A 14030-nucleotide genomic window follows, 5' to 3' on the forward strand; every position below is an offset into this window, starting at 1 on the left:
ACGAAGACGCGGAGCAGCCCCGGACGCAACTCGGACATGCGGAACAAACCCGCGTATTAGAGTTTGATCACCGACGTCCAACAGGCTTCGCCCCCACCCCTGCGCAATCATCCGAGGCCATCCTTCCTCCCAACAAGGAGCGGAGACGAGATCGCGTGTCCGACCTCTTGACGAAGGACATAAGAGCAATCCATGCCGCCGCTTGCTTCCTGCGGAAAAAATCGCTCCGTCTTCTGCTCGCAACGAAGGGCGGCGGGACGACCAGAGGGCGCGACAGCGGCCCAGCGGCCCTGGATCGCTTCCCCCCGGGCTCTTCGACCCGGGGGTCGCTCGCGATGACGGCGCTATTCGCTGCCGGCTTGGGAGTTACAGGCGATCGTAATGACCAAGCCCGGCGTACGAGCGGCGGTCACGGCGCTCAACGGGAGCGGCGGCGTCTCGCCGCCGGGGCGCCCGAGACGCGCACCCTCCCAGGGCGCGCCCTGTTCGGCTCCGCGCGGACAGCCATCTTGGTCGTTACGGGCTCCGTGGGGCGCAAGGTGGGCAAGCCCGTCTTCATGTTTCAAGAGGGGACGACCCCCGCCGTCGAGCGGGCGTTTCAGGAGATCGCGGCGGGCACAGGAGGGGCTTACGCCAAGTACGACGCCGGGGCCGCGAAGCAGCTGGGAGAGCTGCTCAAGGCCGTCGTCCACTACGCGACAGGCGGAATGGCTGCGCTCAAGAAGAGGAGGAACGCCGGCAGCGCGCTTCTGATCGAACAACTGTGGGACGCGTCGACGCCGGGTCCGATGGCGCCGAACGAATAACGTTACTCAATTACGCCTGAAGTACATGTCGATGTGCCGCTGTTGCCAGCAGCACTACCCTGCTGGGTCAATCCCCCACTTATTGTGGCGCCGGACCCGATAGTCATGGTCATATTTATAACTACATTGGTACAGCCGCCGCTTCCCGATTGGTCGCCGGTCAGTTTCTCTGTACGCCCCTTATCAAAACCGTTAATAAAAGCTTGAATGTAGGCAGGCATTCTCGCGTCTCGTAAGCTTTCAACAGGCCCGGTAACCGTCATAGTAAGTACATCACCATCCTTGCCTTTGACTTCAAATTGTAAGCCACCACTGACTGTCTTAACGAAATTTACGGGATGGCCTCCCGTAGTCTTGAAACCTGACAAATAATCCGGCTTTGATTTCATAAGCTCGGCAAGTTCTGCCTTGCTCGCTAGACGCGCTTGAACGGCTTCGGCCGGAATTGTATTCACGCCAAGCAAAACGGCTTCCGCTATAATCAAAGAAGTAACAATGTTACGAATGCGATGCATGAGCGGCCTCCTTGAAAAATGGAAAGCACCCCATCGAATATTGTATCAAATTATCAGTCTTGAACAACTGCCAATCCTGGCACACGGCAGACCACGTCGCTTTGCTCCTCGCGATGACGATCCACGTCGCTTGGCTCCTCGGGATGATGGCGGCTTGGGCGTTGCGGGCGATGCTGCGCCCGCGGCCGCGCTGCGGCTCCGTCGCGGCGGATCCCGCGCTGTTTGGCGAAGTTCATGCTTTTCAATCTTTTCAATAGCTTGTGCTGAGATCTAGATCCTGAGCCAGAGCGCCGCCCGGGACGGCCGCCCGTTCCGGGCGCCGGGGCGGCGCGCCGCTGCCGCTTTCCCGCGTCGCCCCCCCGAGAAGCGACCCTCCACCTCGTCGGCCCGAGCAGCGCGTTCTTGTTTTGTACCGGGCTCCCGGCTATGATGGCCGCCATGCCCGACGCCCTCACCCCCGCTTCCGCCGACGACCTCGTCGCCGCGCTCGCCTTCGCCCTGCGGTTTCAGGGGCGCAAGCGCGTCCACAACGCCGACGAGATCATGGCCGAAATCGTCGCCAGACGGCTCGCGGAGCACCTTTCGCGCGCCGGCTTCGTGGTCATGAAGCGGCCGTCCGAGGTCGGCGCCGCGGCGCTCGGCAGGGGCTTCGAGGGGTAGGGGTCTCGCGGCGGTCAGCGTCCGCGGCGGCTCCGCGCGTCCTCGGGCCGCTCGCCGAAGTCGGGTCGGCGGCGCGTCGCAAACGGCCGCCGCCCGCCGGCGCCGCCCGGAGGACTCGCGGGCGCGGCCCGCGCGCGACTGCCGGCGCTTGCGCCGTCCGCGCGCCGAGCGCAACACTGCGCGACGGGGAGGAGGCCGATGACCGGCGGGATGCGACCTCTGCGCGCGGTTCTCGGCGTCGACGCCGCCTGGACCGAAACGGAGCCGAGCGGCGTGGCGCTCGCCGTCGAGACGGACGCCGGCTGGCGGCTACACACCGTCGAAGCCTCGTATGATCATTTCTCCGCCCGGGCGCGCGGAACGCCCGCCGAGGGGCGGCCGGCCGGCTCGCCCCCCGACGCCGGCGCGCTTCTCGGCGCGGCTTTCCTGCTCGGCGGCCGGGCGCTCGACTGCGTCGCCCTCGACATGCCGGTCGGACCGCGGCCGATCGTCGGCCGGCGGCGTTGCGACGACCTCGTCTCGCGGGCCTACGGCGCGCGCAAGGCCGCGGTCCATTCGCCGAGCGCGGCGCGGCCGGGCGAGCTCAGCGACGCGCTGCGCGCCGACTTCGACGCCTTCGACTTCGCCCTCCGCGTCGAGCCGCCCGCGGACGGCCTGATCGAGGTCTATCCCCACGCCGCGCTGATCGAGTTCATGGAGGCGCGCGAGCGGTTGCCCTACAAGGCGGGCAAGACCACGACCTACTGGCCGGACCTGCCGGCCGACGCGCGCCGCGCCAAGCTGCGGGCGACCTGGGCGCGGATCGTCGCGGCGCTGGACGCGCGCATCGCAGGGGTCGCGGCGGCCCTGCCGATCCCCGAGCCGGACGTTGGCGGCTGGCGCCTGAAAGCGTTCGAGGACAAGCTCGACGCGGTCGTCTGCGCCGCGGTCGCGATCGCCGCGCTGAACGGCGACGCCGCGCCTCACGGCGACGCGGACGGCGCGATCTGGATTCCGCGGGCAAAGGGCTAGCCATGCTTCGCAGCGGCAACGTGTTCGCCGGCGTTCGGCCCGACAGGGAGGCAGAAGCCTTCGCCACGCTCGCCGAACGGCCGGGCGCGGTCGTCGAGCGGATCGTCTCGACCGGGCAGGCGAGCCCCGCCGGCTTCTGGTACGATCAGGACTGGACGGAGTGGGTGGTCGTGCTCGCGGGCGAAGCGCGTCTCGCCATCGCGGGCGAAGCGGCTCTGCGGACGTTGCGTCCGGGCGACTGGCTCGAATTGCCGGAGCATGTCCGGCACCGGGTGGAATGGACGCTCGCGGATCCGCCGACGGTGTGGCTCGCCGTGCACTGGAAGGGCGGGCGCGCCGAGCCCGCGTGAGCGGGTCGCGGCCCGCGTCGCGGGCGAGAACCCTCGCCACGACGTCGGGCGCGACCGCCGCCCGCAACCGCCGGAGCGACCCGCGTCCGCCGGGACGCCTTCACGCGCCGAACGCGCGCGCCGCCAGCGCGATCATGGCCACAAAGGCGGCGAGCGAGACCAGTTCCGCCGCGTCGCGCAGGGTGAGAAGGGCAGCTTCGCGCATCAGGACCTCCGCTGGGTCGTGTGATCACGTTATGTGCGTTGTATGTTCTCTTTTCGTACGAGTCAAGCCGGCATTCGCCGAGCGGGCGAAAAGTTCCATGAAAAGTCGCCGGCGCGTCACGGGGCCGCGCTCGGCGCGAGGCCGGCGATAAGGTCGCGTCTGAGCCGTTCGAGGCGTCGCGACGAGGGATTCGGGGCAGGCGTCTTTGGCCGGGCGGGCGGGACGGCGAGCGAACTGCCGTTCGCGTTCGCAGCGCGCGCCGCGACCGCCTAGGTCGCGGCCTCGGGCCGGCGCCCCTTCGCGGCGACGACGAGCGGCCTGCGGCCGCGGCGCCTCGGTCCAGCAGGCGATCGATGGGACCCATGGCCGGCCGCGCAGAAGCGTTCAGACCGGCGGCGTGTGTCCTCTATGCGGCCGGCAGCCGCAGCCAGCCGGCGTTCGGCGCGCGGCGAAGGCGCGCCGGACCGGGCCCGGGCTCAGCCGCGGTCCTTCGCCGCCGCCTGATCGAGCTCCGGATAATAGCGAAAGATTCCGGATTCGTTGAACGGCAGGCGCCGGTCGGACGCCAGATAGCGGGCGACGTTGGGACGCTTCTCGACCACAGCCGCGAGCGCCGCGACATGCGGCCAACGCTGCGGGGCGTCGGCGAAGGCGCGCGGGAAGGCATAGGCCATCCCGGCCCAGAGCTGGAACAGCGACAGGTCGACGGTGGTGAGCGCATCGCCCACGGCGTGCGCCGGTCCGGCCGGGTTGGCCGCCAGGGCCCGCTCGAAGTAGCCGAAGTATTTCGGGACGCGATGGTCGAGAAACGCCTTGGCGCGCTCCTTCGCCTCCGGTTTCTGGTCCTCGTAGTAGAGGTCGGTCGCGATCGGATGGTGGGTGTCGTGGACCTCGGCGACGAAATCCGTGATCGTCAGTTGCAGGCCATGAGCGTAGAGGCGCAGCGCCTCGTCCTTGGGCGCGAGGCCGAGCCGCGGGCCGAGCCAGGCCAGGATGTTGGCGACATGCGAGACGACGACGGCGCCGTCGCGCAGGAAGGGCGGCGCGAACGGGGCGAGCGGCGCGGCCCCCATCAACGCCGTCATCGCCTCGACGCCGCGCCCGGGCCCTCGCCCGCGCGCGACGTCGAGATAAGGCGCGCCCGCCTCCTCGAGCGCGAGTCGGACGAATTCGCCGCGACCCTGGATGCCGGGCCAGTAGAACAGTTCGTAGGGCATGCGATGTCTCCGTCATCTGGCGGCGAATGGCGAGTGGAGAATGGACAGGTCGGCGCAAGACCACTCGCTATTCGCCGCGCCTCAGGTCTGCGGCCGCATGCGGTCTGCGGCCTCGGCGAAGCGGCGGGCGTGGTCGAGGAGTTCGCCGTCGGTCGGATGATCCGCGCTCTCGACCGCCTCGACCCGCGCGCGGATGGAGGGGTGCTTCTCGGCCAGGTATTTCGCCAGTTCGTCCTTCTCCTGCGCCGGACCGACGATCAGAATCGCGCCCGCGTCGGCGATCGCCGCGGCGACTTTTTCGAGAAACTCGCGGTCGATCGGGACCCGATGGCCGGTCCGCCGCTCGCCGTGACTGACGTCGTGGACCGAATGGTCGGGCCGGATCGTCGTCCCGTCCGCCTCGTCGAGGCTGAAGTGGAAGACGCGCGCGCGGGACTGATCGATCCAGACGACTGCGTGGTAGTGACCGGGCATGGCGAGTCTCCGAGGGTGAGGGGTCTGCGGACCACTCTGCGCCCGCTCCGCGGGCTGTCCAATAGCTTTGGGCGCGCATTCGTGTCCCGGGGGCCGTGCGGCCAGGCGGAAATCGGCCCTCACGAGCCCCGGGGGTCGGCGCGCCGCTCTCCCGACCGCTCGCGGGTCAGCGTGAAGAAGAAGTAGTCCGGCGCCTCCGCGCCGCGCTGATCCATCAGTCCGAGAACCGTGTCGGCGTCCACCCGGCGGAACACGTCGTTGATCGGGAGCTGATCATAGATCATGGTCGCGGTCACGACGCCGCGGAATTCGGTCATCCGAAGCCGCGCCTTCGGCTCGCGGGTGCTCAGGAGCGCCAGCGCGGGCGTCGCGAACCGGCTCGCCGACCGGGCGAGGCCGGGGTGGCCGAGCGCGAGCGGCGCCAGCGCGGGATTGACGCTGAAGGTCGCGCCCGGTTTGCCGAAGACGAGCGGATGGACGGCTTCCGGCCCGTCGAACCGCTTGCCGCGCCAGCCGACGGCTTCCAGCAGCCCGTCGAGCGGATGGCCGGTGTGAAGGCCCGCGCCTTCCCAGGCGCCGAGCATCTCCGTCGCCGGCATCGGCGGCAGGCGATCGAAGAACGCCAGCGCCTCCGCCGGCGTCGCGCGCCGCCTCAGCGCCGCGAGTTCGGACGCCCGCGGATCGACGACCACCCGCGCGGTCATGGCTGCCTCCTCGTGACGAGGCTTCGAGTCTATCGCAACCGCCGCCGCCCCGCCATCCGGCTTCGCGCTCCCCTATCGCGCGCCCGGGCGCTGAGGTAAGAGCGCGCCATGGTCAACCCCAAGAACCCGGACCGCGCGACGTCCGCCGCCCCGCCCGAAAAAGTCGCCGTCTACGCCATCGGCGAGGACGAGGCCGGGATGCGCCTCGACCGCTGGTTCCGCCGCCGCTTTCCCGACCTGCCGCAGTCGCACCTGAACAAGATCGTGCGCAAGGGCGAAGTGCGGGTCGACGGCAAGCGCGCCGAGATCTCGACCCGTCTCGAGCTCGGCCAGACGGTGCGCGCGCCCCCCCTGCGCCTGCCGCCCCGCGCCGCGCCGGAAGTGAAGCGGGTCGACCCCGCCGACGCCGAGGCGATCCGGGCGATGACGCTCTACGAGGACAAGGACGTCATCGTCCTGAACAAGCCCTATGGGCTCGCCGTGCAGGGCGGCTCCGGCACGAAGCGCCACATCGACGGCATGCTGGAGGCGCTGGCGGACAAGGACGGGACGCGGCCCGTGCTCGTCCACCGGCTCGACCGGGACACGTCGGGCGTCCTCCTGCTGGCGAAGTCGCGAAAAATGGCGGCCGACCTCGGCGAGATTTTTCGTTCGCGCCAGGCGCGCAAGATCTACTGGGCGCTGGTCGAGGGCGTGCCGAAACCCGCGCAGGGGCGCATCTCCATGTTCCTCGCCAAGGGCGAGGGGATGGGCGACGAGCGCGGGGCGAAGGGGGCGGGCAGGGCGGACATCGAGCGCATGCGGGTGGCCAAGCACGGCGACCCCGACGCCCAGCATTCGCTGACCCTTTACGCCGTCGTCGACAAGGTCGCGCCGCGCCTCGCCTGGCTGTCGATGCGGCCGATTACCGGCCGCACCCATCAGCTGCGCGCCCATTGCGAGGCGATCGGCCATCCGATCGTCGGCGACCCGAAATACAATCGCAAGCCAGTGAACGACCCGGCCCGCCACGATCCGCTGCGCGCCGTGCCGCCGGGGCTGGAGGCGAAGCTGCATCTCATGGCCCGCCGGCTGGTCCTGCCCCATCCGCGCGGCGGAACCATCGACGTGACCGCGCCGTTGCCGGAGCACATGAAGGCGAGCTTCGCCATGTTCGGCTTCGAGACGCCCGCGCGCGACCCGATCGAGGACGCGCCCGATGCCTGACGACGGCCGCGACTCCATCCGCGCCGCCCAGGCGAACATGCGTCCCGCCCCGCTCAGGCGCTTCTACAAGACCGCGGAGGCGCGCGAGGCGGACGGCCTGTTCGCGCTGACGCTCGACGGGCGGGGCGCGCGCACCCCCGGCCGCAACCGGCTCGCCGCGAGGAGCCGGGCGGTGATGGAGCGCGTGGCGGAAGAGTGGGCGCGGCAGCGGGAAATCATCGACCCCGCCGACATGCCGATCACCCGGCTGGTCAATTCCGCCGTCGACGGGGTGGCGAAGGCGATGGAGGCGACGCGGGCGGAGATCGTCCGCTACGCCGGCTCCGACCTCCTGTGCTACCGCGCCGAAGCGCCGGAGGCGCTGGCCGAACGGCAGCGGCTCGCCTTCGATCCGATTCTCGACTGGGCCGCCGAAACGCTCGGGGCGCGCTTCGCGCTGGCCGGCGGAATCCTCCACGTCGAGCAGCCGGCCGAAACGCTCGCGGCGGTTCGCGCCGCGGTCGAGGCGGTCGACGATCCGGTGGCGCTCGCGGCGCTGAGCGTGGCGACGACGCTGACCGGGTCGGCCGTGCTGGCGCTGGCTGTCGCGCGCGGTCGCCTCGCGCCCGAGGAGGCGTGGCGCCTCGCCCATGTCGACGAGGACTTCCAGATCGAGACGTGGGGCGCCGACGAGGAGGCGACGGCGCGCCGCGCCGCCCGCTGGCGGGACATGGAGGCCGCGGCCTCGGTCCTTGCCTGAGGGCGCGCTTTCCGCGTAGGCTTCCCGTGGCTCGCTCCGGCGCCGTGGGAGGGGGAGAGATGGGGAACAGGTTTGCGGCGGCCGCGTTCGCCGCGGCCTCGCTCGTGGCTTCGGAGGCTTGGGCGGGATCGGGATATCTGCTGTTGCCCGATAACGACGGGCGGCCGGTTCAGGCCAGCGACCTCGCCGGCAGGACGATCTGCTGGGACACGGGAGTCGTCGCCCGATACGGCAGGGACGGCCGTTTCGCCAACAGCGACGGCGACGAGGCCCACTGGCAGGTTGTCGAGCCGGGCGTCATCCAGATTGGGCGCGGCTACCGCGAGGTGGTCGTGCTGCCCAGCGGTCAGTTCCGGGTGCACGTCGCGAAAAGGAAGTACAATACTTATCACTTTGGCGATGTGTGCAAAAAGCCCGTCGACGAAGGCGAGGCGAACCGGTGACCGCCGCCGACGTGTCCAGTCGCCCCCTGCGTTCTCGGGGTTGACGGAGGCGGGTCCGCGGCCCGCGCGGCCGGTCGCGCAGGACGCCTGAGCGCCGTTGGCCGGGCCGAGTCAGGATCGCGACGCCGCAGAGCGCCATGCCGGCGAACCAGGCGAGCCGGCCCTGGCCGCCCGGCAGGCCGAAGAAGACGTCGCAACCGCTACCTTATGCGCTCGATCTGATCGTGACTCAGCACCCAGACGTGCGCCGGCAAAGGGACAAAGTGGGCGTCGGCAAGGTATTTTTCGTTGGTTTCATCCGGCGCGATCGACCACAGCAGAAACCTGCGCAGCGCTTCCGCAACCTTGGGATCGGATTGTCTGGTCGAAACGATCGCGTATTCATAATTGACGAGCGGATAAGCGTTTGCGCCGGGGGCGTTGACCAGCGTCAGGCGTTCGTCGGCTGGCGTGCGCGGCCACAGCGCCCGCGCGGCCGCGGCGATCGAATCGGCGGTCGGCAGAAGAAACGCGCCGTCGTAACTTTGCACCGCCGCGGTTCCCAATCCCGCTTTCTCGATTTCCTGATGAAAGCTGACGCCGACGTATCCGATCGAATAGGGAGTCTCACGGAGTTTCGCCACCACGTCGGTGTTGCCCGTGGCCTCCAACGCTCCCGGAACCGCAGGCCACGCGACCGTGACGCCATAGCCGAGCCTCTTCTCCCACGATTCCGGGGAAACGAAGCCGATGCGGTTCTCCCACCGCTCGGTGGAAAACGTCAGATATTGAGTGAAGACAAACGTGTCGCCCGAGGGGTCGCTGCGGTGAATGGGCGCGATGTCGTTATGGGGCAGCTTGACGCCCGGATTGAGGGACGCGATCGCGGGATCGTCCCATTGCCGGATCTTTCCGGTGTAGATTCCGGCGAGCGCGGGGCCGTTCAGCTTCAGAGTCTGATCGTTGAGGCCCGGGATATTGGTATTGATCGACTGCGCGGAGATGGCCAACGCCACATTGACGATCTGCGGATTGCGCTTGATTTCGTCGTCCGACATGTAGGCGTCGGAAGCGCCAATCTGGACCGCGCCGGAAACCGCCTTCTCGATTCCCGCGCCGGAGTCGGTTGAATTGGCGTCGACGGCGACGCCGGGATGAGTCTTCGCGTATTCGTCGGCCCAGACCTTGAACAGCGGATAAATCAGACTCGATCCCGTCTCCGTCAGCGTCAATTCCGCGGCGTGAACGGGCGCCATGGTCCCGAGCGCGAGGACGCAAACCGGGACCGCCGCGCGCATGCGGCCCGAGAGCCCGGTCGACGCCGGGCGGGCGGAGGAGATCATCGCAGGCTCCCGGGTTTGGCGCTCAGCGTTTCGAGATTCACGCCGGTCGTCTCGATCCGGTACAGCCAGGTGACGGCCGCGCCGAGCAGCGACGTGACGATCAGGCCGTAAAGCAGGGCCTGCGTGCCGATGGAGTCGAGCAGCACCGGGAAGAGGAAGGCGGTCAGCACCGCGCCGACCTTGGCGAAAGCCGCGGCGAAACCAGCGCCCTTGCCGCGGATCGCGGTCGGAAACACTTCGCCCGCGAGAAGGTAGGTCTGCGCGTTCGGACCGAGATTGGTCATGAAGTTGAACAGCATGAAGCCCGCGAAAATGAGCAGCAATTCCTCGCCGTCCGCGAAATACGCCGACAGAGACGCAAGGAACAAACCGACCGCGCAGCCGATGAAACCGAACACCTGGAGCCGAATTCGGCCGACCACGTCGGCCAGCAGAACCGCGAACAGGATGCCGAGGATCAGCAGCGAGGTGATGAGCGCGGCGCCCTTCGCGGCGACCATATCCTGCAGGATCACGTCCGCGATGCTGCGGGCGTGGTCCGAGGTTCCGCCGACCGCCGCGGCCAATATGGTCGGCGTGAAAATTCCGATGCCGTAGGTTCCGAGATCCTGGAGGAACCAGGGAACCGAAGCGAGAATCGTCGCGCGCCGGTTGACGCTGTTGAACAGGGCGGCGAAGCTCTGTCCGGACTCGGCCGGGGATTGCGAAGCGGCTGCGGCCGCGAGTTTGATGTCTCCGGGATATTGCGGCTTGCGCACCAGAAGCCGCTTCGCCTCGTGCTCGGCCTTCGCGACCTCGCCACGACCAAGCAGCCAGTTCGCGCTCTCGACGATGTAGAAGCGGCCGATCGTGACCAGCACCGCGGGAATGACGGCGCTCGCGTACATCCATCGCCACGCGCCCAGTTCGGGCAGGAGCGACAGCACCAGAAAGCCGATCCCGGTGCCGACCAGCGCGCCGACCGCCTGGAATGCGAAGGCGCCCAGCACCAGCTTGCCGCGTTTGCTGCTCGGAATGTTCTCGGAAATGATCATGTGCGCGGTCGGGTAGTCGCAGCCCAGCGCGAGACCCTGCGCGAACAGGAAAAAAACCACCTGGATGTAATTGGTTGCGAAGCAGAGCGCGACCAGGAACGCCACGAAGATGATCATCTCGATCACGAACATCGGCTTTCGCCCGAAGCGATCCGAAAGGCCGCCGAGCGTGATGGCGCCGACCAGAATGCCGAACAGGCTCGCCGCGCCGATGAGGCCGTGCTCGAAGGCGCCGATGTTGAACTCGCGCGAAAACAACGGCAGCGCGACGCCGGTCATGAAGACGACGTAACCCTCGAAGAACTTTCCCGCAGCGGCGAGCGACCAGATCAGCCATTGCATCCCGGTCATGGGGACGGAGGGAAGCGTCGTCCCATCGGCCCACATCGGCAATTCGTCGATATGATCCTGGACCGTTCGCCTGAGCGTCGAATCGGTTCGGCTGAGAGATGCGTTGTCAGCCATCGCGTTCTCCAGATCGCAAGCAAGATTGCCGTGACGCGAAGTTCGCAGGCCTGGGGACTTTCAACCCAGACGCGCCGCCTGCTCGATTCAAATGCTTTGGCGCTCGACGTCGCCGACGGCTGTCTTCGCGCCCGTGATTGACACGGGTGTGACGCTCGGGCGGGCGGCGCGGCCGGGAACTGCGCCGGCGCGTCGGGCGGCGGAGCGCCGCTTGCGGCGGTTTTTTCGCGCCTGTCGTGCGAGTTCGCAGGCCGCGCCCCGTGACGGCGTCGCGGCGGCGCCGGCGCCGGGCCGCTCCCGTCAGCCGGCGGACGCCCGTGCGCCGGGCGCGCCGTGTGGGCTCGTGACGGCGGGCGGTCAGGCGGTCCCGCGCGTCGCGGCGCGGCGCGTCCGCGTCTCCGGCAGCAGCGCCGCCAGCATGCCGATCAGCGGCAGGAAGGCGCACACTCTGTAGACGAACACGATGCTGGTCGCGTCCGCGAGGACCCCGAGCACGGCGGCGCCGAGACCGGCCATGCCGAAGGCGAGGCCAAAGAACAGTCCCGACACCATGCCGATCCGGTGCGGCATCAGCTCCTGCGCATAGACCACGATGGCCGAGAAGGCGGAGGCGAGGATCACCCCGATCACGGCGCTGAGCGCGATCGTGACCGGCAGGGTCGCGTAAGGGAGGACGAGCGCGAAGGGCAGGATGCCGAGGATCGACCCCCAGATCACGGTCTTGCGGCCGATCCGGTCGCCCACGGGGCCGCCGATCAGCGTGCCCAGCGCGACCGCGCCGAGGAACACGAACAGGCACATCTGCGCGGTCCGCTGCGTCGTCTGAAAGCGCTGCTCGAGGTAGAACACGTAGTAGCTGGTGAAGCTTGCGATATAGAAATACTTGGAGAAGATCAGCGCGGCGAGGATCGCCATCGCCCGGCCGACCCGCGCGGGGGGCGCCGCGTCCGCGGCGCGGGCGGCGCCGGCGCGCGGCCGCTCGCGCAGGACGCCCGAGTACCATTGGCCGAGCCGGGTCAGGATCGCGATGCCGCACAGCGCCATGCCGGCGAACCAGGCGAGCCGGCTCTGGCCGCCCGGCAGGACGAAGAAGACGACGAGCAGGGGGCCGACCGAGGCGCCGATGTTTCCGCCGACCTGGAAGATCGACTGCGCCAGGCCGTGCGCGCCGCCGGAGGCGAGGCGCGCGAGGCGCGACGATTCGGGGTGGAAGATCGACGATCCCACGCCGAGCAGCGCCGCCCCGGCGACGACGGCGGGATAGGTCGGCGCGAACGCCAGGGTGACCAGCGCCGCCGCCGAGATGCCCATGCCCACCGGAAGCGAATAGGGCGCCGGATGACGGTCGGTATACAGCCCGATCAGCGGCTGAAGGATCGAGGCCGAGAGCTGGTAGGCGAGCGTCAGGAGGCCGATCTGGGCAAAGCTCAGGTCGAAGCTCGAGCGGAAGATCGGATAGCTCGCGGTGAACAGCGACTGGGTCGCGTCGTTCAGGAAATGGCAGACGCTGGCGGCCAGGAGGACGGGCAGGGCGAGTCCGACAGGACCCCGGCGGGCCAGGGCGACAGGGGTCATGGAAGGCGTCTCCGTTCCCGGCGCCGCCAGCCTTGCCCGGCGCGGAGGACGCCCCTACTAGACTTTGGTCGACTGGCCCGCCACCGGGTCCGGGCCGTCTTCCTACGAGAGTGGGCCATGCTCGAGCCGCACGCCGAAACATTCTTCGCCGAGGTCGGCCGGCCGGTGGTGGCGCGCAGCGCCGCCTATCCGGACGGCCATTCCATCCGTCCGCACCGCCACCGCCGCCATCAGCTGCTCACCAGCACGAGGGGCGTGGTGGTGGTGAGCGCGGCGGACGGCGCCTGGGTGGCGCCGCCACAACGGGGGATGTGGATCCCGGCCGGGATCACCCACAGCGTGCGCATGGTCGGCGCGGTGCGGGTCAACAGCCTCTATTTCGATCCCGAATCGATCGCCGGGATGCCGGAGCATTGCCAGGTGGTCGGCGTCTCGCCGTTCATGCGCAGCCTGATCGAGGAAGCGGTCCGGCTGCCGCGCGAATATGACGTCGACGGCCGCGAGGGCGCCTTGATGCGGCTCGTCGAGCACGAGATCCATCAGCTTCCGCATCTGCCGCTGTCTCTGCCGTTGCCGGCGCGCGAGGATCTGGCGCGCCGCTGCCGCGCCTTCCTTCGCCGGCCGGACGTGCACGAGACCATCGGCGCCTGGTGCGACGCGCTCGGCCTCAATCGCCGCAGCTTCACGCGACTGTTCCGGCGCGAGACCGGCATGACCTTCATGACCTGGCGCCAGCAGGCGTGCCTCGTCACGGCGCTGCCCAGGCTGGCGGCGGGGGAAACGGTGACGTCGGTCGCCATGGCGCTCGGCTACGACAATCCGGCGGCGTTCACCGCCATGTTCCAGCGCGCCCTCGGCGTTCCCCCGCGCAGCTATTTTCGCGAGGCGCGAGCCGGAGACGACGCAGCGGGGAGCTCCGGGACCGGCGCGGCGCCCGCGACCCGGCGTCATGCGTTTCCGTCCGACCCGTGCTAGCCTCGCCCTGTCGAGGAATCCCGGCCGTGACGGCCGGATGCATTGGCCCTTCGGGGTCGCCAGGGAGGAACGATCGATGAAGACGATTCGCATGGCCGCGGCGGCGGCGCTGGTCGCGATGATCGGGGGTGGGGCGACGCTCGCGACGACGGCGCCGGCCGGCGCCGTCGTCTATTGCAAGACGGTGGGCTATCCGAAGGGCTGCGTGGCGCGTCCGGCCGTCGCCCGACCGGTCGTCTACTGCAAGCGGGTCGGTTACCCGAAAGGTTGCGTGGTGCGTTGAACCGCCAGGGGCGCGCTTCGCCCGTCGTGGGGGGGCGCCTCCGTGC

General features: G+C 69.1%; 16 protein-coding genes. 9 read left to right on the forward strand and 7 right to left on the reverse strand.

Annotated features, from left to right (window positions below):
• The first annotated feature begins 509 nt into the window (after positions 1-509).
• Entirely contained in the window at positions 510-806 is a 297-nt protein-coding gene (locus DFR50_RS31615; protein WP_210209011.1) for a hypothetical protein, read from the forward strand.
• Between the two features lie 2 nt (positions 807-808).
• Here DFR50_RS31615 and DFR50_RS31620 read toward each other — a convergent pair whose 3' ends face one another.
• A complete protein-coding gene (locus tag DFR50_RS31620) occupies positions 809-1321 on the reverse strand; it encodes a hypothetical protein (protein ID WP_147262872.1) in 513 nt (170 codons plus the stop codon).
• A 438-nt stretch (positions 1322-1759) separates the two neighbouring features.
• On the opposite strand from DFR50_RS31620, the gene DFR50_RS23195 reads away from it, so the two are divergent.
• The 3 genes from DFR50_RS23195 (at position 1760) to DFR50_RS23205 (ending at position 3342) form a co-directional block, all read left to right on the forward strand.
• Complete coding sequence (locus tag DFR50_RS23195; protein ID WP_147262873.1) at positions 1760-1981, forward strand: hypothetical protein; 222 nt, start codon at positions 1760-1762, stop codon at positions 1979-1981.
• Between the two features lie 198 nt (positions 1982-2179).
• The gene (locus DFR50_RS23200) at positions 2180-2992 is read left to right on the forward strand and encodes a DUF429 domain-containing protein (protein WP_245428076.1); all 813 of its coding nucleotides are present in this window, start codon (positions 2180-2182) and stop codon (positions 2990-2992) included.
• Positions 2993-2994: 2 nt separating this feature from the next.
• Complete coding sequence (locus DFR50_RS23205; RefSeq protein ID WP_113891652.1) at positions 2995-3342, forward strand: cupin domain-containing protein; 348 nt, start codon at positions 2995-2997, stop codon at positions 3340-3342.
• A gap of 681 nt (positions 3343-4023) precedes the next feature.
• Here the strand turns inward: DFR50_RS23205 and DFR50_RS23210 are convergent.
• The 3 genes from DFR50_RS23210 to DFR50_RS23220 form a co-directional block, all read right to left on the reverse strand.
• Positions 4024-4764: a glutathione S-transferase gene (locus DFR50_RS23210; protein ID WP_113891653.1), complete on the reverse strand. Its 741-nt coding sequence runs from the start codon at positions 4762-4764 to the stop codon at positions 4024-4026.
• 81 nt (positions 4765-4845) lie between these two features.
• Positions 4846-5238, reverse strand: a complete 393-nt coding sequence (locus tag DFR50_RS23215) for a translational machinery protein (protein WP_113891654.1) — start codon at positions 5236-5238, stop codon at positions 4846-4848.
• 119 nt (positions 5239-5357) lie between these two features.
• On the reverse strand, positions 5358-5942 hold the full coding sequence (locus DFR50_RS23220) for a DUF4334 domain-containing protein (RefSeq protein WP_113891655.1): 585 nt from the start codon (positions 5940-5942) through the stop codon (positions 5358-5360).
• Between the two features lie 108 nt (positions 5943-6050).
• Between DFR50_RS23220 and DFR50_RS23225 the strand changes: the two genes are divergently transcribed.
• From DFR50_RS23225 to DFR50_RS23235, 3 genes are read left to right on the forward strand one after another with little or no spacing between them, the layout of a single operon-like run.
• On the forward strand, positions 6051-7148 hold the full coding sequence (locus DFR50_RS23225) for an RluA family pseudouridine synthase (RefSeq protein WP_113891656.1): 1098 nt from the start codon (positions 6051-6053) through the stop codon (positions 7146-7148).
• A complete protein-coding gene (locus DFR50_RS23230; protein ID WP_113891657.1) occupies positions 7141-7887 on the forward strand; it encodes an ATP12 family chaperone protein in 747 nt (248 codons plus the stop codon). The genes DFR50_RS23225 and DFR50_RS23230 overlap by 8 nt, the downstream gene beginning before the upstream one ends.
• Before the next feature lie 59 nt (positions 7888-7946).
• Positions 7947-8330, forward strand: a complete 384-nt coding sequence (locus DFR50_RS23235) for a hypothetical protein (protein ID WP_113891658.1) — start codon at positions 7947-7949, stop codon at positions 8328-8330.
• A 200-nt stretch (positions 8331-8530) separates the two neighbouring features.
• Here DFR50_RS23235 and pstS read toward each other — a convergent pair whose 3' ends face one another.
• The 3 genes from pstS to DFR50_RS23250 all read right to left on the reverse strand — a co-directional run bounded on the left by pstS (position 8531) and on the right by DFR50_RS23250 (position 12726).
• Positions 8531-9652, reverse strand: a complete 1122-nt coding sequence (gene pstS / locus DFR50_RS23240; protein ID WP_113891659.1) for a phosphate ABC transporter substrate-binding protein PstS — start codon at positions 9650-9652, stop codon at positions 8531-8533.
• The gene (locus DFR50_RS23245; protein WP_245428078.1) at positions 9649-11151 is read right to left on the reverse strand and encodes an MFS transporter; all 1503 of its coding nucleotides are present in this window, start codon (positions 11149-11151) and stop codon (positions 9649-9651) included. The genes pstS and DFR50_RS23245 overlap by 4 nt, the downstream gene beginning before the upstream one ends.
• 357 nt (positions 11152-11508) lie before the next feature.
• Positions 11509-12726, reverse strand: a complete 1218-nt coding sequence (locus DFR50_RS23250; RefSeq protein ID WP_113891660.1) for an MFS transporter — start codon at positions 12724-12726, stop codon at positions 11509-11511.
• Positions 12727-12843: 117 nt separating this feature from the next.
• On the opposite strand from DFR50_RS23250, the gene DFR50_RS23255 reads away from it, so the two are divergent.
• Both DFR50_RS23255 and DFR50_RS23260 read left to right on the forward strand, forming a co-directional pair.
• Positions 12844-13701 carry an AraC family transcriptional regulator gene (locus DFR50_RS23255; RefSeq protein WP_113891661.1) on the forward strand — a complete coding sequence of 286 codons (858 nt, stop codon included), beginning with the start codon at positions 12844-12846 and terminating at the stop codon, positions 13699-13701.
• A gap of 76 nt (positions 13702-13777) precedes the next feature.
• On the forward strand, positions 13778-13984 hold the full coding sequence (locus DFR50_RS23260; protein WP_147262874.1) for a hypothetical protein: 207 nt from the start codon (positions 13778-13780) through the stop codon (positions 13982-13984).
• Positions 13985-14030: the final 46 nt, after the last annotated feature.

Origin of the sequence: Roseiarcus fermentans, from assembly GCF_003315135.1 — a bacterium.
Lineage (GTDB): Bacteria > Pseudomonadota > Alphaproteobacteria > Rhizobiales > Beijerinckiaceae > Roseiarcus > Roseiarcus fermentans.

Excerpts from the sequence above, each read along its gene's own strand:
- DFR50_RS23220 (WP_113891655.1), bottom strand. The coding sequence starts at position 5,942 with ATGACCGCGCGGGTGGTCGTCGATCCGCGGGCGTCCGAACTCGCGGCG.
- DFR50_RS23260 (WP_147262874.1), top strand. The coding sequence starts at position 13,778 with ATGAAGACGATTCGCATGGCCGCGGCGGCGGCGCTGGTCGCGATGATC.
- DFR50_RS23255 (WP_113891661.1), top strand. The coding sequence starts at position 12,844 with ATGCTCGAGCCGCACGCCGAAACATTCTTCGCCGAGGTCGGCCGGCCG.
- DFR50_RS23250 (WP_113891660.1), bottom strand. The coding sequence starts at position 12,726 with ATGACCCCTGTCGCCCTGGCCCGCCGGGGTCCTGTCGGACTCGCCCTG.
- DFR50_RS23235 (WP_113891658.1), top strand. The coding sequence starts at position 7,947 with ATGGGGAACAGGTTTGCGGCGGCCGCGTTCGCCGCGGCCTCGCTCGTG.
- DFR50_RS23200 (WP_245428076.1), top strand. The coding sequence starts at position 2,180 with ATGACCGGCGGGATGCGACCTCTGCGCGCGGTTCTCGGCGTCGACGCC.
- DFR50_RS23205 (WP_113891652.1), top strand. The coding sequence starts at position 2,995 with ATGCTTCGCAGCGGCAACGTGTTCGCCGGCGTTCGGCCCGACAGGGAG.
- DFR50_RS31620 (WP_147262872.1), bottom strand. The coding sequence starts at position 1,321 with ATGCATCGCATTCGTAACATTGTTACTTCTTTGATTATAGCGGAAGCC.
- DFR50_RS23245 (WP_245428078.1), bottom strand. The coding sequence starts at position 11,151 with ATGGCTGACAACGCATCTCTCAGCCGAACCGATTCGACGCTCAGGCGA.
- DFR50_RS23210 (WP_113891653.1), bottom strand. The coding sequence starts at position 4,764 with ATGCCCTACGAACTGTTCTACTGGCCCGGCATCCAGGGTCGCGGCGAA.
- DFR50_RS23195 (WP_147262873.1), top strand. The coding sequence starts at position 1,760 with ATGCCCGACGCCCTCACCCCCGCTTCCGCCGACGACCTCGTCGCCGCG.
- DFR50_RS23225 (WP_113891656.1), top strand. The coding sequence starts at position 6,051 with ATGGTCAACCCCAAGAACCCGGACCGCGCGACGTCCGCCGCCCCGCCC.
- DFR50_RS23215 (WP_113891654.1), bottom strand. The coding sequence starts at position 5,238 with ATGCCCGGTCACTACCACGCAGTCGTCTGGATCGATCAGTCCCGCGCG.
- pstS (WP_113891659.1), bottom strand. The coding sequence starts at position 9,652 with ATGATCTCCTCCGCCCGCCCGGCGTCGACCGGGCTCTCGGGCCGCATG.
- DFR50_RS23230 (WP_113891657.1), top strand. The coding sequence starts at position 7,141 with ATGCCTGACGACGGCCGCGACTCCATCCGCGCCGCCCAGGCGAACATG.